Annotated in this window: 25 protein-coding genes; 14 read left to right on the top strand and 11 right to left on the bottom strand. The window is 35.3% G+C overall.

Annotated features, from left to right (window positions below; genetic code table 11):
• Nucleotides 1–10 precede the first annotated feature (10 nt).
• The 6 genes from pgmB to LUA90_RS13060 form a co-directional block, all read right to left on the bottom strand.
• Nucleotides 11–691, bottom strand: a complete 681-nt coding sequence (pgmB, locus tag LUA90_RS13085; RefSeq protein WP_231464310.1) for a beta-phosphoglucomutase — start codon at nt 689–691, stop codon at nt 11–13.
• A 45-nt stretch (nt 692–736) separates the two neighbouring features.
• Nucleotides 737–2,581 carry a glycoside hydrolase family 13 protein gene (locus LUA90_RS13080; RefSeq protein ID WP_231464312.1) on the bottom strand — a complete coding sequence of 615 codons (1,845 nt, stop codon included), beginning with the start codon at nt 2,579–2,581 and terminating at the stop codon, nt 737–739.
• A 175-nt stretch (nt 2,582–2,756) separates the two neighbouring features.
• Entirely contained in the window at nt 2,757–3,761 is a 1,005-nt protein-coding gene (locus tag LUA90_RS13075; protein ID WP_231464314.1) for a SusE domain-containing protein, read from the bottom strand.
• 19 nt (nt 3,762–3,780) lie between these two features.
• Entirely contained in the window at nt 3,781–5,361 is a 1,581-nt protein-coding gene (locus tag LUA90_RS13070; RefSeq protein WP_231464317.1) for a RagB/SusD family nutrient uptake outer membrane protein, read from the bottom strand.
• Between the two features lie 13 nt (nt 5,362–5,374).
• Nucleotides 5,375–8,329 (bottom strand): TonB-dependent receptor, encoded by a 2,955-nt coding sequence (locus LUA90_RS13065; protein ID WP_231464318.1) that lies wholly within the window; start codon nt 8,327–8,329, stop codon nt 5,375–5,377.
• A gap of 423 nt (nt 8,330–8,752) precedes the next feature.
• Nucleotides 8,753–9,778: a LacI family DNA-binding transcriptional regulator gene (locus tag LUA90_RS13060; RefSeq protein WP_231464320.1), complete on the bottom strand. Its 1,026-nt coding sequence runs from the start codon at nt 9,776–9,778 to the stop codon at nt 8,753–8,755.
• A 261-nt stretch (nt 9,779–10,039) separates the two neighbouring features.
• Here LUA90_RS13060 and LUA90_RS13055 point away from each other — a divergent pair, with 261 nt between their 5' ends.
• The 3 genes from LUA90_RS13055 (at nt 10,040) to LUA90_RS13045 (ending at nt 12,489) form a co-directional block, all read left to right on the top strand.
• Nucleotides 10,040–10,399: a PleD family two-component system response regulator gene (locus LUA90_RS13055; protein ID WP_231464322.1), complete on the top strand. Its 360-nt coding sequence runs from the start codon at nt 10,040–10,042 to the stop codon at nt 10,397–10,399.
• Between the two features lie 285 nt (nt 10,400–10,684).
• Complete coding sequence (gene dinB / locus LUA90_RS13050; RefSeq protein ID WP_231464324.1) at nt 10,685–11,785, top strand: DNA polymerase IV; 1,101 nt, start codon at nt 10,685–10,687, stop codon at nt 11,783–11,785.
• 119 nt (nt 11,786–11,904) lie between these two features.
• Nucleotides 11,905–12,489, top strand: a complete 585-nt coding sequence (locus tag LUA90_RS13045; RefSeq protein WP_231464326.1) for a hypothetical protein — start codon at nt 11,905–11,907, stop codon at nt 12,487–12,489.
• A 30-nt stretch (nt 12,490–12,519) separates the two neighbouring features.
• Here the strand turns inward: LUA90_RS13045 and LUA90_RS13040 are convergent, their stop codons facing one another.
• Nucleotides 12,520–13,167: a DUF1349 domain-containing protein gene (locus LUA90_RS13040; RefSeq protein WP_231464328.1), complete on the bottom strand. Its 648-nt coding sequence runs from the start codon at nt 13,165–13,167 to the stop codon at nt 12,520–12,522.
• Nucleotides 13,168–13,282: 115 nt separating this feature from the next.
• Here LUA90_RS13040 and LUA90_RS13035 point away from each other — a divergent pair, with 115 nt between their 5' ends.
• From LUA90_RS13035 to LUA90_RS13020, 4 genes are all read left to right on the top strand, one after another.
• A complete protein-coding gene (locus LUA90_RS13035; protein ID WP_231464330.1) occupies nt 13,283–14,035 on the top strand; it encodes a response regulator transcription factor in 753 nt (250 codons plus the stop codon).
• Between the two features lie 177 nt (nt 14,036–14,212).
• Nucleotides 14,213–14,485, top strand: coding sequence for a hypothetical protein (locus LUA90_RS13030; RefSeq protein ID WP_231464332.1), 273 nt, complete (start codon nt 14,213–14,215; stop codon nt 14,483–14,485).
• The gene (locus LUA90_RS13025) at nt 14,472–14,771 is read left to right on the top strand and encodes a hypothetical protein (RefSeq protein ID WP_231464334.1); all 300 of its coding nucleotides are present in this window, start codon (nt 14,472–14,474) and stop codon (nt 14,769–14,771) included. Before LUA90_RS13030 ends, LUA90_RS13025 begins: the two co-directional genes overlap by 14 nt.
• A 154-nt stretch (nt 14,772–14,925) precedes the next feature.
• Entirely contained in the window at nt 14,926–15,393 is a 468-nt protein-coding gene (locus LUA90_RS13020) for a DUF1905 domain-containing protein (protein WP_231464336.1), read from the top strand.
• 71 nt (nt 15,394–15,464) lie between these two features.
• Here the strand turns inward: LUA90_RS13020 and LUA90_RS13015 are convergent, their stop codons facing one another.
• Nucleotides 15,465–15,830 (bottom strand): helix-turn-helix domain-containing protein, encoded by a 366-nt coding sequence (locus LUA90_RS13015; RefSeq protein ID WP_231464338.1) that lies wholly within the window; start codon nt 15,828–15,830, stop codon nt 15,465–15,467.
• A 124-nt stretch (nt 15,831–15,954) separates the two neighbouring features.
• On the opposite strand from LUA90_RS13015, the gene LUA90_RS13010 reads away from it, so the two are divergent.
• Together LUA90_RS13010 and LUA90_RS13005 are read left to right on the top strand one after the other, a co-directional pair.
• A complete protein-coding gene (locus tag LUA90_RS13010) occupies nt 15,955–16,749 on the top strand; it encodes an SDR family oxidoreductase (RefSeq protein WP_231491209.1) in 795 nt (264 codons plus the stop codon).
• A gap of 20 nt (nt 16,750–16,769) precedes the next feature.
• The gene (locus LUA90_RS13005) at nt 16,770–17,084 is read left to right on the top strand and encodes a nuclear transport factor 2 family protein (RefSeq protein ID WP_231464340.1); all 315 of its coding nucleotides are present in this window, start codon (nt 16,770–16,772) and stop codon (nt 17,082–17,084) included.
• A gap of 63 nt (nt 17,085–17,147) precedes the next feature.
• Here LUA90_RS13005 and LUA90_RS13000 read toward each other — a convergent pair whose 3' ends face one another.
• Nucleotides 17,148–17,828, bottom strand: coding sequence for an NADPH-dependent F420 reductase (locus LUA90_RS13000; RefSeq protein ID WP_231491208.1), 681 nt, complete (start codon nt 17,826–17,828; stop codon nt 17,148–17,150).
• Between the two features lie 19 nt (nt 17,829–17,847).
• The gene (locus LUA90_RS12995; protein WP_231491207.1) at nt 17,848–19,179 is read right to left on the bottom strand and encodes an NtaA/DmoA family FMN-dependent monooxygenase; all 1,332 of its coding nucleotides are present in this window, start codon (nt 19,177–19,179) and stop codon (nt 17,848–17,850) included.
• Between the two features lie 94 nt (nt 19,180–19,273).
• On the opposite strand from LUA90_RS12995, the gene LUA90_RS12990 reads away from it, so the two are divergent.
• The 4 genes from LUA90_RS12990 to LUA90_RS12975 all read left to right on the top strand — a co-directional run bounded on the left by LUA90_RS12990 (nt 19,274) and on the right by LUA90_RS12975 (nt 21,827).
• Nucleotides 19,274–19,639, top strand: a complete 366-nt coding sequence (locus LUA90_RS12990) for a helix-turn-helix domain-containing protein (protein WP_231464346.1) — start codon at nt 19,274–19,276, stop codon at nt 19,637–19,639.
• A 74-nt stretch (nt 19,640–19,713) separates the two neighbouring features.
• The gene (locus tag LUA90_RS12985; RefSeq protein WP_231464348.1) at nt 19,714–20,592 is read left to right on the top strand and encodes a GNAT family N-acetyltransferase; all 879 of its coding nucleotides are present in this window, start codon (nt 19,714–19,716) and stop codon (nt 20,590–20,592) included.
• 100 nt (nt 20,593–20,692) lie between these two features.
• Complete coding sequence (locus LUA90_RS12980) at nt 20,693–21,106, top strand: VOC family protein (RefSeq protein WP_231464349.1); 414 nt, start codon at nt 20,693–20,695, stop codon at nt 21,104–21,106.
• Between the two features lie 286 nt (nt 21,107–21,392).
• Complete coding sequence (locus LUA90_RS12975; RefSeq protein ID WP_231464351.1) at nt 21,393–21,827, top strand: VOC family protein; 435 nt, start codon at nt 21,393–21,395, stop codon at nt 21,825–21,827.
• 170 nt (nt 21,828–21,997) lie between these two features.
• On the opposite strand, the gene LUA90_RS12970 is transcribed toward LUA90_RS12975, so the two are convergent.
• Nucleotides 21,998–22,528, bottom strand: a complete 531-nt coding sequence (locus LUA90_RS12970) for an NAD(P)H-dependent oxidoreductase (RefSeq protein WP_231464353.1) — start codon at nt 22,526–22,528, stop codon at nt 21,998–22,000.
• A gap of 88 nt (nt 22,529–22,616) precedes the next feature.
• Between LUA90_RS12970 and LUA90_RS12965 the strand changes: the two genes are divergently transcribed.
• The gene (locus tag LUA90_RS12965; RefSeq protein WP_231464355.1) at nt 22,617–22,973 is read left to right on the top strand and encodes a helix-turn-helix domain-containing protein; all 357 of its coding nucleotides are present in this window, start codon (nt 22,617–22,619) and stop codon (nt 22,971–22,973) included.
• Nucleotide 22,974 lies beyond the last annotated feature (1 nt).

Here is a 22,974-nt window from a genome sequence, read left to right as displayed (position 1 = left end):
CCTGATACTTTTATAATTCTTCTAAATCTTTAACCGTTAATTTATCTAATCCACTTACCACCACATCTGCATCTGTAAGTACACTTTTTTCGCCAATACCAATGGCTTTCATACCGCCACATTTTGCGGCTTCTACACCTGCAACCGCATCTTCGAAAACCACACACTCCTCAGGTTTGAAACCTAAAAGTTCGGCTCCTTTTAAAAAAACTTCGGGGTCGGGCTTTGATTTAGTCACCATGTTACCATCTACAATTTCATCAAAGAAATGTGCAAGATTTGTTCTCTCTAAAATGATTCCTGAATTTTTACTTGCCGAACCTAGAGCTAATTTATAACCTGCTTTATGAATTTCGGTTAAAAAATCGACAGTTCCAGGCAAAACCTCGGATGGTGTCATTTTGGTAATCATATCAACATACCAACTGTTTTTTAAAGTTGCCAGTTCATCTTTCTCTGCATCGCTTTTTTCTACCTTGCCCCAGGCCAAAATCTTGTTTAAGCTTTCAACGCGACTTACCCCTTTCAATTGCTCATTTTGTTCTTCAGTAAAATCAAAACCCATGGTATTTGCCAGGCGCTTCCAGGCTTTGTAATGGTAAACTGCTGTATCAACCAAAACGCCATCTAAATCGAATAGACAGGCTTTGATGGGTGATGTAATAGGTGAAATGTGAGATGTTTGTTGCATTGTAATTTTTAAATTCCGTTGACTGAAGTCAACGGCAATGAATGACTAATTTAATTCTAAAACCAAAGTTGTTTTTGCAGGTACTTTAATTTCTTTAATTGATACAGATTGGTTGGTTATAATGTTTTTAGCTGTAGATATTCCTGATATACGTTCTGCAAATCTCTCAGTAGCTAATGTTTTTTCCTTTTCCGTATTATTCGAGATAACCATTACAGTCCCTTTCGCTGTATTGTTATAACGAAAATATACATAAATATCATCCTCCGGAACAAATTGCATTAATTTACCACTTTGCAGAGCCATGCTATTTTTGCGATAGTTAGCCAGTGTTTTAACATAGTTAAAGGCTTCATTTTCTTTATTGGTTCTGCCATTGGAGATGAATTTATCCTTTTTATCACCCTCCCATCCGCCAGGAAAATCAGAACGCACCAAACCATCTGGATTAGAGAAATTTTTCATCAAAATTTCTGTTCCGTAATACATTTGCGGGATGCCACGCATGGTTAGCAGAAGTGCCATACCCATTTTATATTTATCAAAATCTTCATTAACCACGGAGTAAAATCTACTCATATCATGATTATCCAAAGCAATACAGTTTAATGTTGGGTCTTTGTAAAGGAAATCGTGAGCAACAACATCATATAAACGGTTAATACCATCAGTCCAGCCGTTTTTACCATTAAGCGCTTCATAAATACCTTCTTTCACTGCCATATCGGTAATACCGGGCAAATGTGTATCAAAACCACGATTTACTGTATTGCCGCCAGTAAAGTATGCTTGATTAGCCACACCAGAAACGAAAGTTTCGCCAAATACAGATAAGTTTGGAAATTCAGCTTTTAGTTTTAATGCCCAATCTGCCATGTACTCAGGGTCGTTATATGGATAAGTATCTAAACGCAATCCATCAATTCCTGCATATTCAATCCACCAGATGTGATTTTGCGTCAGGTAATTTTGTACGTAAGGATTGTTTTGATTTAAATCTGGCATTGATGGTACAAACCAACCATCTAACATTCTTTTACGGTCTGCTTCAGAAGCATGTGTATCCATAACGGTTTGGTCGCGATAGCTTGTTTGTGTATATTTTGGCCATTGATGCACCCAATTCTTCATCGGTAAATCTTTGAAAAACCAATGTCCGGTGCCAATATGATTGTGCACAATATCTTTAATAACTTTCATGCCTTTGGCATGAGCAGTTTCTACGTACTTTTTAAATAATTCGTTTGTTCCGTAGCGAGGATCTATTTTATAATGGTCTGTTGCAGCGTAACCATGATACGAAGCTTTTTCCATATCATTTTCGATTTCGGGGGTCATCCACACGGTTGTAATGCCTAAATCTTTTAAATAATCTAAATGATTAATTACGCCTTGCAAATCGCCGCCATGGCGATAATACATACTATCGCGGTTTAATGCAGTTTCAGCTAAACCTTGCACAACATCATTACTTTTATCGCCATTCGAAAAACGGTCTGGCATCAATAAGTAAATAAAATCTTTTTGTGTTACGCCTTGAATGCGGTTTGCACTTTTATCACGATTTTTTAATTCGTAGGTATAGGAAAATAGTTTTTCGCCTTTGGCAGAAAAATTTATAGGAAATTTACCCGGTTTTGCTGATGCAGAAACTTCTAAATCGACAAAAAGGTAATTAGGATTTTCAACTTTGTTAATCTTAACCAGTTTTACACCCGGATAAGATAGGCTTATGCTACTTGCAGCGATATTTTCGCCATGAACAAGCAATTGTAATTTAGGGTTTTTCATCCCCGAGAACCAAAACATCGGCTCAATGCGTTCTAATTTTTGAGCAAAAAGATTTGTGCTTAAAAACAGTACTATCAATAATATTAAAGAGTTTTTCATTCTAGTATTGTTGAACACGCATGAAACTGATTGATGCAGTGTTACCAGAAAATTAGATTGAGCATTTAAATTTGAAACAAGATTAGTTTCCTTAGGTAAAATGGAACTGAACATATTAAATGCTTTAGGAAATTAACAGTAATCCCCTGCAAATTAAATTGCAGGGGATTGATAATTATAATTTTGTTACTGTGTAAGTACCGCCTTTACCATCGGCACTAACCGTTAGCACAAGCTTGTAGTTACCAGGAGCTGCAATAACAATATTGCCACCACCGTTACCGATGCTTGTTCCCCAATCGTGATTTTTTCTGAATTTGAACTCACCAGCAGTTAATGCTACAGTAGCTGTCCATGTATTGTTACCATCGTTAGTAGCTTTTAAATCTGTATCTACAGACCAGTTGCTTCCAGGAATGGCGTTTCCAATAATCGACCAGTAATCTGCATCAGCAATAGTGTAAACCAAAGTGTTTAAATCAACGGTAAGTAATTTAAATCCTGCAGAAACAGAACTGATATCACCTCCAGAAGTACTTAATTTACCACCGCCAGCATTTCCATAAGCAACATCCCATTTTTTTGCAGGTGTTATTTTGAAGTTCTGTCCATCAAATTTAATTACGCCAGAATAAACGCCATTACCGGTAACTGATACCAAACTATCTGCACTTGCAGGATTCCATCCCTGATAATTACCTGGTACATAAATCCAGGAAGTTAATGGGAAAGGTTTAGTGTTTATGGTTACAACATTACTGTAAACCGGTGCCGCAGTTGCAGAAATAGAAGATTTTATTCTGAATTCTACATCTGTATTTGTTGTGGTAGGAATACCTAAAGCAAGTAATAGGTTATTAAAATCTAACCCGTTGTAAGCTTTAGAAGCAACTTTTGCATCCATTAACACCTCTTTTGGAGCAGCAAAATTAGTGCCCTTTGCAGCCATTTGTAAGGTATTGGTAACTGCTGCCGGATAACCGAAATTCGCTTCAGTTAAGCTAAATGTTACAACTGTTGTAGTTAGTTTTGATTTATCTAATACTACATTGGTAGCAGAAGCTTGCAAAGCACCACCATTACCTGATGTAGCAACTGCTCTAGTTTCATCCTTTTTACAAGACCATAGCGATACAGCGATTAAGCTTAATGCTAAGGATTTTAAGAAAATTGATTTCATATCTTTTGAATGATTGAGATTAATAACCAGTATTTTGTTTCAGATTTGGATTAGCAATTAAATCTGCTGTTGGCAGCGGATATAAATTGCGATATGCAGGCAATGCTGTACCAGCTTTTACGCCACCTTTAAATTGCCATAAATAACTTCCATCTGTGTATTTTCCGTAACGCACTAAATCTGTACGGCGGTGACCTTCCCAGTATAATTCACGACCACGTTCATCCAGGAAAAAATCTGTAGATAATGCCGTAACATTTCCAGAAGCGTTTCCATAAGCACGGGTACGTAATTCATTTACATAATTTAAGGCCTGTGCCGTTGAACCACCGGTACCACCACGCATTACCGCTTCGCCGTAAATAAGATATTGCTCAGCTAAACGGAAAATTGGAAAATCTAACGAACTGAATGTTCCATTTAATGATGGAGGCGTTACACCAGTTGAACTTACGTTTTTAAATTTAGTAACACGTAAACCATCTGTAAATACGCCAATATCATCAATACCATTTTTTGAACCAAAGAAAGCACCACGTTTATCTAAAGTACCATTAGCATCGGGGAATAAAGCAGGCAAATTAGCACGGGTTCTGTTACCACCCCAACCACCATTTGGCACACCATAAGATGCTGGATTCATATCGCCGTTAATACCTGCGTTAATTAAGAAAGTTGTACCTCCGTAGTTGGTACCATTAACCCCATCATAATTAATGCTTAAAATGGTTTCTAAGTTATTTACATTATTATCCGTTCTGAATAAATCCATGTAATTTTGTTTCAACTTGTAACCTGCATTTATTACTTTACTAGCATAAGTAATGGCTTCTGTGTATTTAGCTGTTCCTGAATATACTTGAGCATTTAAGTAAATTCTCGCAAGCAATGCCCAGGCAGCACCTTTGTCAGCACGACCATATTCGCTGCGTGGCTCAGGTAATTCTGCTTCAATTGCTTTTAACTCAGACTCTACATAATTAAATAAAGCAGCTCTTTGAATTTGCTGAGGCGCAACTTTACCAATTGCATCATTTTCAGTAACAAAAGGTGGATTACCAAAAGCATCCATTAATACCCAATATTGATATGCCCGTAAAAAACGTGCTTCTGAACGGTATTTAGCAATCGCTGTAGCATCAGCACCGCTAATGTTGCGACTCGCTAATTTCTCTGGTGTACTTTCGCGAAGAAACTCGTTTACAAATGTAATTTGTAAAATACTTCTCGAATACAAACCTCTTAAAAACTGATTATCAACACTTGGTGTAGAATAATCTAATTCAGGAATGCCTGTATCGCCCCATGCGCAAATGGCTTCATCAGTTGTTAACTCTTGCGAAGTCCAGAACAACCTTAAAAAATCTGCGAAACCAGCATTTAAACCACCTACATCACTAGCATCCGAACCTGATGGACTAGTTAACGAGTATGTAGCATATAATTTTACCAAACTATTTTTATAACCTGCAGGCGTTGCATAAACAACATCAGCAGTTGCATCATTAGTCGGCTTTAAATTTAAAGCATCTTTCTTACAAGAATTTAAAGAAAGCAGTAAAACGCCCGATGCTAATAATATTTTAAATGAATTTTTCATCTTTATCTTTTATTTAAAAACCAACATTTAAACCTAGAGTGAATGTTCTTGGTCTAGGGTATAAATTGTAATCAATACCTGAAACCGACTCTGGGTCTATACCTTTATACTCAGATACGACAAACACATTCTGGCAGTTTGCCGAGATACGCATTGTAGTATTTCCATTAGGAGAAAGTTTACCGAAATTATATGATAAACCAACGTTATCCATTTTCAAAAACGAAGCGTTTTTAATGTAGTAATCACTTAAGTATTGGCTGGTTTGGAAATTTGTATTGTAAATATCTCTGCCAGAATTGTTTAATATTCCTTGTGTACTTAAAACATTGTTTCTGATACCGAAGTTAGAAGAAACGTTATCGTAAATATAATTTCCGATGTTTGCTCTTAGCACTGTATTGAAACTCCATTTTTTAAAAGTAAACGAAGTATTGAAACCGAAAGTAAAATTCGGATCTGGTGATTTATAGAAATATTGATCGCTTGTGTTAATTACACCATCAGAGTTTAAATCTGCGTAAACACCTTCTAATGGAACTCCGTTAGCATTGTAAACTTGTTTGTAAACAAAATAAGCACCTGGCATTTGGTTTACTGCATGATATTTAAGTGTTACACCTGTACCACCTGTAATGTCTCCTGCGCTAACTTTAGAACCCGGATCAGGATTTAAAGTTAAGTTGGTGATTTTTCTTTTGTTATACGCAGCATTAAAGCCGAAATCCCAGGTTACGTTATCGCTTTGAATAGCAATAATGTTTAAACTTGCCTCTGCACCTTTAACTTCCATATTACCAACATTTGTAGTTAATAAGTTTGTAAAGTTTGTACCTACCGGGATGTTTACAACGCTTAAAAGATCTTTAGTTTTTTTGTAATAGGCATCTAAACTACCGTAAACTCTTCCTTTAAAGAAACCATAATCCAAACCTGCATTGTATGTTGTTGTAGATTCCCATTTCAAATCAGGATCATATCCAGCCGGGCTATAATAATTGTAAAAGGTATTTCCAACCTGATATTGACCATTATTGGTGTTAGCATAATATCTCGATAGATATTCATAATTACCAATACCATCTTTATTACCAGTTTGACCATAACTTAATCTTAGTTTCATATCAGAAACTACTTTGCTATCTTTTAAGAAATCTTCACCAATAATTCTCCAGGTAAAACCAACCGATGGGAAATATCCCCAACGATTATCTTCAGCGAATTTCGAAGAAGCATCTGCCCTCATGGTACCATTTAAGATATATTTATCATCAAAAGTATAGTTAAAACGACCATAATAAGAAAGCAATTTATTTTGCTCTACTGAGAAAGGAAATACAGGAGTGGTTAATAACTCGCCAGTACCTCTGTAAGAGTTATAGTTAAAGTTTGTTTGCGCAATATCGTAATAGCCATAACCTGCTGTTACATCAAACTTACTTTTAATGCTTTCTACATTTTTCGAATAGTTTAAGTAAAACTCTGAGAATGTATTACGCTCTATATTTTTTCTGTTTGAATAAGAGCCTTGTGTCGAAGCACTTTGAGCAGCAAAAATCGGTACTCTGGTGTATCCATAACCTTTAGATACATCATAACCTAAGTTTAAGTTAGCGTGTAACTCCGGTAAAAAGTGGAACGAATAATCGAACCTAGCATTACCAAAACTTCTGGCTGCTCTACCTTGATTATCTTGTAATTCGATTAAAGCCAAAGGGTTGCGAGGCGCATTTGGATTTGGAACTGCTCCGTTAATCCATTCATAATAACCACCAAATTGATTTGCTGCATAAACAGGTTTAGTTGGATCGAATTGAATTGCATTACTAATAGCAGCATCATTTGGAAACTGCGATTCTGTTAAAGCACCTTTTAAACTTAAATCAATTTTTAAATGGTCGGTAAAGAATTTAGGCGAAATGGTTAAACCACCGGTTGCTCTTTTTAAATCACTTTTGATAACAACACCTTCTTGATCTAAATAACCAGCAGAAACACGATAAGGAACACCTTTAAATGAGCCTGCAATACTCAGGTTATTATCAGTTGTAAATGCCGTTCTGTAAATTTCATCTTGCCAATCTGTATTTGCAGTACCCAATAATGCTTTTTGAGCAGCACTACCATTTGCATTTACATAAGCACGAACTTCATCTGCAGATAATACATCTACTTTTTTAGCCACCGTACCGATTGAATTGTTTGTGTTAAAGTTAATAACAGGCGCACCAGAACCACCTTTTTTAGTGGTAATCAATACCACACCATTTGATGCTCTTGAACCGTAAATTGCAGTAGCATTTGCATCTTTCAGGGTTGTGATATTTTCAATATCATTAGGGTTAACCAATGATAAAGGACTTGGTGCATTACCTATTCCATTACCACTAAAAGGAACTCCATCGATAACAACCAACGGATCGTTACTTGCATTTAAAGATGCACCACCACGAATCCTGATTACGCTACCCGAACCTGGGGCACCGCCATTTGATGTGATGTTAACACCCGCAACTTTTCCTTGAATTAATTGCTCTGGTGTTGTAATAGTACCTTTCTGAAAATCTTTTGCACTTACTGAAGTGATTGCCCCAGTTAAATTTTTCTTTTCGGCAGTACCATAACCAATAACAACTACTTCATTTAATTTTTGTGCATCGGGCACCAACTGAAAACTAACAGTTGTATTTGCTGCAGCACTTACAGCTTTATCCATAGTTTGGTAACCTACAAAACTTACAGATAAAGTTAGGGAACCTGCTGTTAAACCCGACAGTTTGAAATTACCATCTGCATCTGTTGATGTACTTCTTGTAGTTCCTTTAACTAAAATAGAAGCACCAGGCAATGGTTGTCCGGTTTCATCAAGCACCTTACCAGAAATTGATCCGGTTTGTGCCTTTACGATTAATGCTGATAAAACTAACAGCATCAAAAGCCCCTGTTTTAACAGGTAAAATACTTTCATATTCGAAGCTCTTTTAAGTATAAAAATTTGGTTAAATATTATTGTGATTTACACACCCGACTAATTTACAGCACTAAATCATAATTCAAAATTTATTTAAAAAATATATTTGAGCAGCTCTTCTCAAATTAATTTCTGGCTAAAAAACCTGAGCTTTTCCATTTTTTTATCTTACTCAAATCAAATGATTAATAAATTAAAACATTGATTTACAATAATTTAAAAATGTTAAAAATAAATTTTGTGTGTAATTTTTACACTAAGTGATTTTTTACCTGTTTTTCGGGAACGTTCCCGACTTTTTCAAGCGCAATTCGGAATATTTATCGGGAACGTTCCCGATGATGAAGCGAAATTCTGCGTAAAATACACTAAGTGAAGATTTTTTTTATCAAAAATGAGGGCTAAAAACAGGTAGTTTTTTTAGTGTTTTTGAGGCGAATTTGAGGTAGAATTCCGCATGATTATTTTAGATTCTAAAACCACTTCTAATGAGCAGTTTTCGTTACTGTTTTTATCTAAAATTTTGAACAGCATTTTGGCTGCTTCCATACCAATTTCGGTAGCAGGTTGTGTAATTGTTGTTAAGGATGGATTTAAAAGTGGTGCGATTTCCAAACTCGAAAAACTGATTATTTTTAAATCATCGGGTATCGAAATATTTAAATCATAACACGCGTAATAACTTGCAAAAGCCAAACGCTCAACAGATGTAAAAACGCCATCAGGCTTTAGCTCTGTTAAAGCATTTTTGATGATGATGCTATTTTCTTCATAACTGTTGCTGCAATCCACAATCAATTGCTCATCAAACTTCAAATCGTGTTTAGAAAGCGCATCTATATAACCTTGCATACGGGTTTTACCAATTGATAAACTCTTATTTACAACCAGGTAAGCAATTCGTTTACAACCTTGCTCTATTAAGTGCTCGGTAGCCAAAAAACTACTGTTATAATCATTTGTAATTACCCGAGGCGTTTCAATATCTTCATAAATCCTATCGAAAAAAACCAAAGGCAAACGTTTCGCACCAAATTTATTTAGATAGTTATGGTCGTTAGCCTCACCAGAAACCGACATAATAATTCCATCTGCCCTGCCGTTGTGCAGGTGCATTATAAAATTTACTTCCTTTTTAAAATCATCGTCGGTAACGTAAATTAAAATGTGGTAACCATTTTCACGGGCTACACGTTCAATTCCATGTATGGCTTGCGAGAAATAATTATTTGCCAGCTCGGGAACAATTACGGCAATGGTTTTACTTTTCTGCTCACGAAGATTACTGGCGTAATGGTTTGGTTGATAGTTTAATTCCTTAGCTTTTTCCAATATTAGTGCTTTGGTAGTTGCATTAATATCGCTATTATCTCTAAATGCTCTCGAAATAGTAGATGTAGATAAATTTAATGCTTTAGCTAGTTTCTTTATATTAATACTATCCATTTTGGTTTACAAACCTTATCATTGTAAAATTATGCTGTAAATATAAAATATTATCGTACTAATACGCTTAATTTAATAAAATCAAAAAAACCACAACTTGCTTTAAAAGTGTAATCCAACTTATACATTTGAGAAGGAAATTTGCCAATAGCAAAAAAATATTTATTAATTAAAACAAAATATATAAATCAGGTATTTATACTGTGAGAAATTATCGGCTTTTGGCTGAAACCAAGCAGAACGCTTACTTGAAAACATTTAATGGAAACTAAAAAAATTCTTATTGCAGATGATGATGAGGGCATTGTAGATGCAGTATCAATGATATTAGAAGTAATGGGCTATGAAGTTGATTTCACTTATGACGGCGGCGCAGTTTTAGAATTAGTAAAAAAAGGACCTGATTTAATTCTTTTAGATATATGGATGAGTGGGCACGATGGAAGGGATATTTGCAAGCAGCTTAAAAACGACCCAGTTTTTAGCAAAATCCCGGTTTTAATGATATCTGCAAGCCGCGACATCAGGCAATCGGCATTGGATGCCGGCGCAAATGATTTCATGGAAAAACCATTTGAAATGGATGCTCTATTAAACAAAGTAGGATTACTATTGACTTAGATTTACATTCTTTATCCTTCATTTGATGCTTAATAGATAATTATAAACATCTTCTATAGTCCAATTTCAAAACATTCTCAAATTCAAAAAACAGCAACCGATTTGTAATGTGTGGGCGAATAGCCAATTAGTCGTTCATATCATATCATCATTAAATAAAGTTCTTCAAAGCATTTAACTTAATCGTAACTTGTTACTTCATATATCGATGAACTACTGCTATATTTTGTAAAGAAAAATAATCTCCTCAATTTATAAAGTTAAAAACCCGATTTTAGCATGTAAATGCCGGAGGAAAGCAAACAAAATTTCAGAAAAATTATCCATGTTGATATGGATGCATTTTATGCATCTGTAGAACAGCGTGATTTTCCAGAATACCGCGGCAAACCTTTGGTTGTTGGCGGCAAGCCCGATAGCAGAGGCGTTGTAGCTACGGCCAGTTACGAGGCCCGGCAGTTTGGAATTCGCTCGGCCATGTCTTGCAGTAAGGCCTATCAACTCTGTCCGACAGCGATTTTTGTATATCCGAGGTTTGATGCTTATGTTGCCGTTTCTAAAAGTATAAGGGAAATTTTTAGCCGTTATACAGATATAATTGAGCCACTTTCTTTAGATGAAGCTTATTTAGATGTTACTGAAGATAAATTGGCTATCGGCTCTGCCATTGATATTGCGCAATCTATAAAAGATGCCATCAAAAACGAGTTAAATCTTACGGCCTCTGCTGGCGTTTCGATAAATAAATTTGTAGCCAAAATTGCATCAGATATGAACAAACCTGACGGTTTAACTTTTATCGGTCCATCAAAAATTAAAGCTTTTATGGAAAAGCTACCCGTAGAAAAATTTTTTGGTGTGGGTAAGGTTACTGCAGCACGCATGAAAGCCATGCAACTAAATACCGGTGCCGACTTAAAAAAACTTACGGAGCAGCAAATGGTAGCACAATTCGGTAAAACCGGAAAATTCTATTACAAAATTGTGCGGGGTATAGATGAACGGCCGGTGCAAGCCCACCGCGAAACAAAATCTGTTGGTGCCGAAGATACATTGGCAAATGATACCAACGAGGCATCTGTTATGCATAGTCTTTTAAATCAAATTAGCAGTACAGTTGCCCGGAGATTAGAGCAAAAACAACTGAAAGGAAAAACAATTACTCTTAAAATCAAATTCGAAGATTTTAAACAGATTACAAGAAGTCGCTCTTTTGCTGCCCCGGTTTATAGTGCAGAAATCATTTACAGCGAAGCCATCAATTTATTAAATGAGGCTGAAATTGGATTTGCCAAAGTAAGGTTATTGGGCATTACAGTTTCGAGGTTTTACGATGATTTAATTGTTGATGGAGAAAAAGATAATCAATTAGAATTTGAATTTTAGGATTTAAGGTCTTTCCACAGCGCCAAATAACAAACAATAAACCAACTATTTAACTATAAAAATAATATTCATTGTAATAAAAAAAACGTTATCTTAACGTTTCAATAATTTTTTGTACGATGAAATTAATGGTCAAAAAAAATGCAGAGGCATTAGAAAAAGAACTGAACTGGCTTCAGCAAGTTATAGACATCAGTATAAAAACCTTTTTCGATTTAGACCATAATATAGAAAGCATCTACGATATTGAACCGCCCGATATTAGTGATGGAGAATCTTTCTACGCTGAAGTGCTTAAAAGGGATAATGTTAGCGTACAGGAAAGAATTGTTTTACTCTTAGCTTTGGCACCACACATCAGGCCAGAAATTTTTGATGTATTTTTAAGTAAAAACTCTTTATACGACAAAAACTATACTGAGTTTGGTGGCTTAAAGGATAAGAATTACGATGGTTTTATACCAACTGGAGAAACTGCTGCCTTTATTTTAGCGGGTAAAGATTTAGAAAAACGGTTTCACCTGTTTAACTTATTTTGCGACGAACACTTTTTTAGTAAACGAAACATATTAAACATTGTAAAACCTAAAAATTACGAGCCATATTTATCTGGCGCTTTAATACTTTCGTTAGAATATTTGAGCTATTTAACTATTGGCGTTTCAAAATTTACCGCACCCGCAGCTATTCATTATCAACCGTAAACATACCAACAGAACTAATAATATAAGGCTTTATTGATGATTTTTTAGCCATTCCAATCTGCGTTGATCTGGTAAATGTTTAACCGAAAAATTTTCAAATTTAGCTTCAAAGCCTGCACCATCCGGACTTGCAGCCATTAAACCCACTTGCACAGGTGCATTATCTTGCAAAGGCGCATTACGTGTAAGGATGTAATTTTTATCATCAAGCGAATAAAAAATTTCTACCGCATCTAATCTGCGTACAACTTTTATCCAAATAAATGCCGGCACTTTATCGAGCGTTAGTACACTCCAATCGCTTTTTTCATGCGTAACCACAGTACTTACATTAAACTTTCTGTCAACAAATTCTACACCTGTTTTAATGTAGTTTTTATGGTCGGTTCTTATCATTAAACCCATCTGGTCGAAACGGGCTTTGTAAGCACCTGTTAACTTTACTTTGGCTTCAAACTCGCCACCATAGTTTGCAAAATAAAATGGCGCATCATCTACAGTGAAACCGTAGTGAGCAATACGCCAGTAATCACTTTGTGGAGTTACCTGCATAATCAGGCTGTTATCTTTTATTTGCCATTTTGCAGGTTCATTAAACCATTGCATTTTTTCAAGCGTTTGCGCTTTAAGTTCTGATAAGCCAAAAACTAAACCCAATGCTAAAAATATTTTTTTCATATCTGATATTTGATGCTGGAATTACTAAAACCAACAGTCTACTTTAGTATGTTCGCAAAGTTATTCATCATCGAAAAAATATTCAATGGTAAAAAATAACCACAACAAACCTAAGATGAGAGCGCACCTTGATATCAAACTTTTTTCGCAGACTTTTCAGAATGATTTAACTACGGATGCGCAATTAAGCTCGGCGAAATCTATTGCGCAAATGTATTGCAAGCTCGAAAACTGCATTAGCGTACTCAGCGATTTAAAGGCAAGAAACAGTTACCTATATTATAGCGGCATTGCAGATAATATTGGCCTAACGAATAAAGAATCTGAAATTAAATCTATTTGGGAGGATGAACTTTTAAACCGGGTTCACCCTGAAGACCTCTTGAAAAAATATCAGATGGAGTTTCAGTTTTTTAAAATTTTAAGTGAAATCAATATTAACGAACGAACAAATTACCAGGTTGTTACGCGATTGAGAATCAAAAATACCGGGGGAAAATACATTTTGCTACAACATCGTTTGGTTTACTTAGGCAGCAATGATGATGGCAGCGTATGGCTCGCACTTTGTTTGTATAACCTGATTAATGAACATTTGGAATTCACCATTCCGCAGGCTGTTATAATTAATACACTTACCGGGAAGGTAATTGAACATGATGAGCAAAAGATTAAATATATTATTACAGAAAGAGAAAGGGGAATTTTACAGCTGATTAAACTCGGTTATAGAAGTAAGGAAATTGCCGAAAAACTTTCTTTAAGCATTAATACCATAAACCGGCACAGGCAAAATATTTTCAACAAACTAAACGTAACCAATGCTTTCGAGGCCTGCAAAGTAGCGGAAACAATGGGTCTGCTATAATTTTCTAAGCTTTAAACATTCGCAAAGCCGAAATAGCTGGTTTGAAGGAAAACACGATTTAAGATGGTTTGAGTAGAGAAAATTTCACGAATAAATAGTATTTTCTATTTTAGATTTACGAATGTTATTAAATTCGGATAAACGCAATGCGTAAATTTAGAAGTTATCTGTAATGCTATGAAGAACCTAACGCAAATAATTAACAATTTTTCTGATTGGGAAAAACCGTGGACATTTTACAAATCTATTATGGACAATTCAAATATTACAGAAATTGAGAAAGAGTTTTTTTCAAAAGTATATAAAGAGGCTTCACAATATGAATTATGGAATTTTACTGATTTAAAAAAAGGAGCTGAAAACTCAAGACAATTTTTAAAAAAAAATACCAATTTTGACCAAAAAGCCGTGAACCAAATAGTAAATTCAATTGCTTATGAATGGAGATGAAAAAGTTTTTGAAAAAATTCTAACAATTAATGAAATCGAAGAAATAGAAAATGCCTTGTCATATAACTGTGCTTCTGCAGTTGGTTATGCAAATAGCAAATTATTACCAATAATTAATTTTTTCAAAAATACAAATTGCGAATTAAAGGTAAAAAAGACTGATAAAATAATCTCTTTTGACAGTTTGCAATCCTTCAAAAATTGGCTTAAAGAAGCAAAATATGATTGTATGTATTATGAATTAAGAATAACGAATATTGAAAACCTAATAAAGCACTACAGATAACAAGGGTTTTGCAATAGTGGGGCGAAACTGCAAAGTTCAACAGTATTTCTTCGATTGAACTTTAGTACAAAATTGAAGATTTGTGCTTCGATTGCCCCACCATCGCAAAGCCCCAAAACGTTAGCGGAAAGGCTAAAAGATAACCCTATTACAAATGGACTACATTATAAAAGACGAAAAGCTTGAACTAATCTACGAACACGGAAAAGGTGCTTGGACATACCATTTGCGTATTCGAAATTCAAAAAATATTGATGGAAAATGGGGCGACATAAAAGTTTCAGGTTTCGTTGATAATTATAAAATTGAAGCAAGAAATCTTGCACCAATAAAGGGCGAAGACAAAATGCTTTCTATAAATGGCGAAATACGAAAAGCAATCAATAAAAAAGGTGGCGACATTGTTACTGTTACGCTTTATCTACTTTCAAACCAAGAAAAAGTAACAGAAAAAGAAATTTTGGAAACCTTCAAAGAAGCAGGAGTTCTAAAAGCCTTTGAAAAATTGCATGATGAAGATCAAAAGGAAATTTTGGGGAAAATTGCTTCTACAAAATCGGAAGACAAACAAACTAAAGTGATTTTGAAATTTATTGACCAATTAAGCAAAAGCAATAATTAAACAGACTCACTTGAATATCTCCTTTATTTGGTATTATCACCATCCACAAGAAATACCTAACTCTCACACCACTAACTTTCGATTGTCAACCGTTTTAGTATAACGGTACGTAAATGTGCCTCATTTTTATCTCCCCACTCTCCTATTGCTGCAATTACAGGAATCAGTGTTTTGCCAAAATCAGTTAAACTATATTCTACCTTTGGCGGTACTACCGGGTAAATTTTCTTGGTAATCAATTCATGGTCTTCTAATTCTTTCAGTTGAATATTCAATACACGCCTTGTTGCATCTGGAATTTTCCGCTGTAATTCACTCGGACGTTGATGGCCTTGGTTAATAAACCATAATAAGCGGATTTTCCATTTTCCGTACAACACTTCACCAATCAAATCTAAACCACAATTAAGGTTCGGTATAATTTTCCTTTCATACATAAGGCAAAATTAAATCAATGTTCCAAAATGTGCAATAGGAGAAAAATTTATCCCTATCCGAATCGTAATTCCGTACTTGTAATAACTACACATAAGTCTGAATTTTGACCTAAACAATTATACAATGGAACAACATTTTAATTTCAATAATGAGTTGTCGGGCAAAATTGCCTTGGTAACCGGTGGTACAAAAGGTGCAGGTAGAGCAATTGCCGAGAGGCTTTTACAAGCTGGCGCAACGGTTATTATTACTGCCCGAAACCCACCAGAAAAACACGACGGAAACATGCATTTCATTCCTGCAGATTTGAGCAAGACTACCGATGCACAAAAAGTAATTAGTGATATACTTTCGTCTTACCACAGGCTAGATATTTTGGTTAATAACCTGGGTTCGTCTGTAACTCCTGCCGGAGGCTTTGCTGCATTAAGCGATGAAGATTGGGAATCAATGCTACAAGCTAATTTACTAGCACCCATTAGATTGGATAGAGGATTTTTGCCACAAATGATTGAACAAAAAAGTGGAGTAATTATCCACATCGCCTCTATTCAAGGCAAACTACCGTTATACGACTCTACACTTCCTTATGCTGCTTCAAAAGCAGCCTTAATAAATTATAGCAAAAGTTTATCTAACGAAGTAACCCCCAAAGGTATTCGGGTGCTAACTGTTTCGCCGGGATGGATTAATACAAATGCCTCAAAAGCCTGGTTGGGTGAAATTGCACGAAATGCAAACAGCAGCATAGAAGAAGCACAACAAGGCGTAATGGATGCTTTAGGCGGAATACCTTTTGGCAGGCCTGCCGAAGCAGAAGAAGTAGCAGAATTGGTCGGTTTTTTGGTTTCACCAAGAGCTAATTATTTAACTGGGACAAATTTTGTAATAGATGGCGGCACGGTGCCAACAATTTAATAACCAAAAATTAAACAGATATGAATTTACCAAAAGTATTAACAGAATTAGTAAAAACGCAGAATAGCTTTGATAGCGTTGCGTATGCAAAGTGTTTTACAGAAACAGCCGTAGTTTTTGATGAAGGTAAAACGCACAACGGACGGAAAGAAATAGAAAATTGGATAGCAAAAGCAAATAAAGAATATCAAGCAACAATGAAACCTCTTGAATATTCTGAAACACAACAAACGCTAAAATCCGAGGTATCAGGAATATTTCCGGGTAGTCCGATTATATTAACTTATCATTATGAATTTGAAAATGGTTTGATTAAATCATTAAAAATTGTTTAATGGCAATGTGAAGGCAGACAATTTTTCAAACTTCTGCTTTCACATATTTGAAACCTCTATTATCTAAAAATAAGGACGTGCCATCTCATCTGCTTTAGCAAGGTTTTCGGAATGTGTTGTAATATCTGCTTTTTGTAATGTCGTTTTTAATTGTTCCTTATTTAAATCCTGACAATATGCAGGTTCACCGGGCTGTTGCCTCCACGAATCAGATAGCAATCCACCATCAATTGCATCAAAACCAATTTCATTAATTAAATTTTTAACAACTTGTTTGTGCTCTTCCTTATCTCCGGCAACCGACAATGCAATTCTATTTGGACTGCCGGCAGCAACAGCTTTTGAAGACAAACTTGGAGCAACAATATTATTAAAAGCCTTAATTACAGGATGACCAATTACTTTGGCTGTCCATTCACTATCTGTCAATCCGTTTTTTATATCTGCTATTTCACCATCACGAGATGGATAGTAATTTCCTGCATCTACAATAATAGCTTCTGAAATACATAGAATAGTAATAGGTAATTTAACCAATGCTTTTTGTGGTATGGCAATAATAACAAGGTCTTTTGCACTTGCGGCTAGTTCAACGGTTACTGGGGTTGCACCTGTTTTTGCTGCAATTTCGACAAGTGTTTCAGGTCCTCTAGAATTTGCAATAGTAACTTCATGACCTAAGTTTATTAAATATCCTGCTAATGCACTTCCGATATTACCGGTTCCAATTATTCCTATTTTCATATTATATATTTTTATTATTTTAAATTTTAAACTCGTGGGTCAATCCGTATTGATTGGGTGCACCAAGGTGCTCTCGCAAAGTTTTGCCTTCGTAATCTTGGTGAAAAAGTTTACGTTCTTGTAAAATGGGAACAACTTCGTCCACAAAAGCACCAATTCCATCGGCATTAACATCAGGCGAGATCCAAAAACCATCGGCTGCACCTGTTTCAAACCACTCTTGCATATGGTTTGCGGCTTCAATTCCCGGGCCTACAATTACGGGATGATAATCGATAACACCATGCGCCAAAATATCACGAATACTCCAACCTTCTCTGGCAATTTTTAAAGCGTTAGCAGACCGTGGGTCGTAATATGAAGGTCGGGCAATATCCAACAAAGATTTTGAAATTGGTTCGTTAAACCTTAAGGCATTAAGTGGAACACCCAACATTTGTTGCAAATAACCAATTCTTTGTAACAAAAAATCTCCACTTAACCGAATACGGCGGTCGAGTGCAGCACGTCTGTCTTTCGCGATAGTGGTCATCAAACCTGGAATGTATTTAATTTCGTCAGGGTCACGACCAAAACTTTCTGCAGCTCGTTTAAAAGTATTTCGCTGGTCTTTTGCATCTTCAATTGTAAATGCCGAACCAATAACTACATTGGCAAAACGCCCTGCTAATCGATGTGCATTTGGGCTTCCTCCGGCGTGAAAAATAATAGGTTGCCCCTGTTCAGATGGTGGAATATAAAGCGGGCCGCTTGAACTCACAAATTTACCCTGTAAATTAATAGGTGCAATCTGATCTTTTTTTGCAAATTGGCCACTTTGCTGATTGTGTACCCAAGCATCTTTTCCCCAACTTCCCCAAAGCGCCTGAATGAGCTGTACCACTTCATGAGCTCGTCCATATCGGTCTGCACTCGAAGGAATTTTTCTCCCGTAATTAGCTGCAACATCTTCTCCGCTAGAGGTTATTGCATTCCAACCTGCACGACCATGGCTCATCACGTCGAGAGCTTTAAATTGTCTGGCTAAGTTGAAGGGCTCATTAAAAGTAGTAGAACCAGTAGCAACCAAGCCAATATACTTTGTTTCTCGGGCCACAGCCGCAAGTGTAAGCATAACATCGAGGTTAAATGCAGGTGCATCTGTATCAATATCTGCCATAACAGCGCCAGGCCCATCGGGCAAAAATAGAAACTGAAACTTACCTCGTTCTGCTGCCTGTGCCTGTTTTACCCTTGCATCGAAACTAGTGTAACTTTTAGGGTCGACACCTGGAAAACGCCAAGCTCCCGATTGAGAGCCATAACCGTTGCCAAGGTGCAAACCAATCAACATTTGTTTATCAATTTTCATCCAACTTAACTTATCATAAATTACTTTGCAAATTTACTTATATATACTTTCCTTTGTATAGCGCTTTCCCAAAAGAAAGTAGAAAATATTTATTATGGCGAAAAGTAAAAATCATTGCAGTTGTTTAGACACAGTAAAGCCTGTTAGAGATGCGCTTGATGTGATTAATGGAAAATGGAAATTGCCAATAATTATTTCAGTTGGTGTAGGCAATGAAAGATTCACAGATATTCAAGAAAGTATTGCAGGCTTAACACCAAAAGTTTTAGCTAAAGAATTGAGAAATTTGGAGCAGCATCAACTTATAAAAAGAATAGTTATTGATGATTATCCTGTAAAAATATGTTATAAACTAGAACCTTACGCCGATACCTTAACACCAATTATTTATGCTTTAAAAGATTGGGGAACAAATCACAAAAATAAGATTTTTACAAAAAGCGTAGACTTAAATACCTGACATATAGACAAAAATCCCTGAGAATGGATTTCACTATCTTTATATAAAAAGAATCACTAAAACTTGTATAATACATGGTTTCAATTGATACGTTTAGAAAATTGGCTTTATCTTTCCCGGAAACAACAGAAGAACCTCATTTTGATAAAACTTCTTTTAGAGTGAAAAATAAAATCTTCGCAACTTACGATTCATCAGAAAAAAGGGCTTCTATAAAGTTATCAGAAATTGACCAGGATGTTTTTTCTTCACCAGATAAAACAATTATTTACCCTGTTAATAACAAATGGGGAAAGCAAGGCTGGACAATTATTGAAATGGATAAGGTGAAATCAGAATTATTTGTTGATGCCTTAAAAACAGCTTATTGTGAAGTGGCACCCAAAAAACTTGCAGACCAAATCAGGCAAGAAAATACTAACATAGAAATGGATAATATCACTATCGAAAAAACTAGTTTGAATGACATTGACCAATTAAGAGAAATTGGCCGACAAACATTTTATGAAACATTTTCAGACAGTAATTCTGAAGAAAATATGACTAATTACCTGGAAAGTAGTTTTTCTGTTGAAAAGATAAATGCTGAGTTACATGATGAAAATGCTGAATTCTTTTTTGCAAAAATAGGGAGCAAAATTATTGGTTATTTAAAACTCAACTTCGGCCAATCGCAAACAGAATTAAAAGACAACAAAGCGCTTGAAATAGAAAGGATTTATGTTTTGAAAGCATTTCATGGCAAAAAAGTTGGACAAATACTTTACGATAAGGCTATAGAAATCGCCAAAAATAAAAGAGCAGATTATGTTTGGTTAGGTGTGTGGGAAGAAAATAAAAGGGCCATAAGTTTTTATAAAAAGAATGGCTTTGTTGAGTTTGATAAGCATATATTTAAACTCGGTGATGATGAGCAAACAGATATTATGATGAAACTAAAACTGAAAAGCTAAACCAAAACAAAACATTGCAAGGCTACAAAATCAATGTTTTATATACAGCTCATTATTTATAACTTTAAGAAGAAAAAATAATTAAACATATCTATCCAAAATGAACAACCAGATATTTATTAATTTTCCGGTTAAAGACCTTCAAAAATCTTTAGATTTTTACACCGCATTGGGTTTTACAAATAATCCTCAATTTTCTGACGATTCGGGTAAATGTATGATGTGGAGCGATAACATTTTTGTAATGCTGCTTAGCCACGAAAAATTTTCAAGCTTCGCTACAAAACCTATTGCTGATACAAAATCTGGTTTGGCCGGACTTTTTTCTCTATCTGTTGCAAGCCTTGATGAAGTAAGTAAAATTGTAGATGCTGGGTTAACTGCCGGCGGAACTGAGCCTAATGAAATGAGGGATTATGGTTTTATGCAACAAAGAACTATCGAAGATTTTGATGGCCATACCTGGGAAATTTTCTTTATGGATATCACTAAGTTTCCACGGCGAATAAGCTGAATAGTATTATGCTGGAGAAATTATACGAGAACAAAACAGATAAGCAACTAAAATCTAGTTTAAATATCTATGCTGCACTTTTGATTTTATCTATCATCATACCAATAATATTTATTTGTATTGGTTATTTCACATCGGGCAGGTTGCAACTATCACGTTCAGTAACCTTTATAATAATTATTATTTGGTGCTCAATTAACGTTAATTATCTAAAAAAGGCACTAAAGAAAAACAGCACTTAATAGCATTTTAGCAGTAAATCATAAACAATAAAAACTAATTCAACATGGCAATAATTAATCCCCACATCAACTTTAACGGCAATGCCGAAGAAGCATTTACATTTTATAAATCAGCCTTCGGCGGAGATTTTTCGAAAGTTATCCGTTTTAAAGATTTGGCAAACGATGAGTTTCCGGTTTCTGAAAAAGAAGAAAATAAAATTATGCACATCGCTTTGCCAATAGGGACAGGTAGTGTGTTGCTAGGCAATGATGTTCCCGAAATTTTAGGCAAAACCAACGAAAACGAAAACAGGAGTAAAATTACTATCCAAACAGAAAGTAAAGAGGAAGCAGATAAATTGTTTAATGGGCTTTCTGCCGGCGGACATATTGAAATGCCAATAGGCGATAGTCCTTGGGGAACGTATTTTGCAATGTTTAGAGATAAATATGGTATAGAATGGATGATAGATTTTGATCCGAAAGAAGCTATTTAATCAAAGCACAAGGTTTTCAATGTAGCAAAAAACGCCTGTTGTTATTTGTTTAAGAAAGATTTACCTAAACGGATTTAATGTTGCTGGATAACCACCATCGCATTAAATCCGTTAATGATGATGCAAAAAAAGTAAAATTTCTTTAAACAAAATTTAGCTCTGCCATTCCTCTATAAAGTGTCTAAAAATGCCAGATATGGCTGCACACTTTTTTCAATGTGTTCTGTGGAGGAATTTAATTCTATGCCGTAATAAGCAAAAAAAGGTTGATAATCTGCTTTAACGTATTCAAAAGAGAGTTCAAAAGGCCGGGTTAATTCTGCAAGCGTATATTTATATTTTTCACCAGCATTGTATTCTATTTCTTCCACGCCAACCGTCATTGCTAAAGCGATTTTCTTGCCAGATACTTTATAACCGCTTTTACTTCCATAAGCCCAACCGTGTATCAAAACCTCATCAAACCATTTTTTAAGTAATGCGGGGCAACTAAACCAATAAACCGGGAACTGAAATACAATTTTACCATATTTTTCTACTAGTTCCTGCTCTCTTAAAACATCAATTACTCCATCAGGATATTGTTGATGCAAATTATGTATGGTATAACGTTCTGGATGCTTTTCCAATTCAGCAACCCATCTTTTATTTATTAAAGATTTTTCTAAATCTGGATGGGTTACAATTACTAAAATTTTCATGTTTCTTAATTTTTTCCAAATGTAGGGGCAACACTATTGAATTTGTATATTAGCAACCAATTGTAATGTACTATCAAAAATGTAAGTAATGTCTGAAATCAAAGAAACCTCTACCAACTTTGCAAATAAGCAAGCCTTAGGCGAAGAGTGTGCTGAAGTTTATGCTATAAATTTAATCGGCGGACAATGGGCTTTGGTAATTTGCTCCTGGTTATTGAATGGTAAGCTTCGATTTGGAGAATTAAAAAAATTGTTACCCAACATTACCGAAAGAATGCTAACCTTACAGCTTAGAAAATTAGAAGAAAATAAAATTATCACACGTAAGGTTTACGCTCAGGTGCCTCCAAAAGTAGAATATGAACTTACCGAAATTGGTTACGAACTAAAACCGATTATTTTAGATTTGGAAAAATGGGGCGCACGCCACAGAGCATCACTTTAGC

Source organism: Pedobacter sp. Leaf170 (assembly GCF_920984665.1).
GTDB lineage: Bacteria > Bacteroidota > Bacteroidia > Sphingobacteriales > Sphingobacteriaceae > Pedobacter.
Note: the sequence above shows the minus strand (reverse complement) of the source record. Positions and strands in the feature narration are given on the sequence as shown.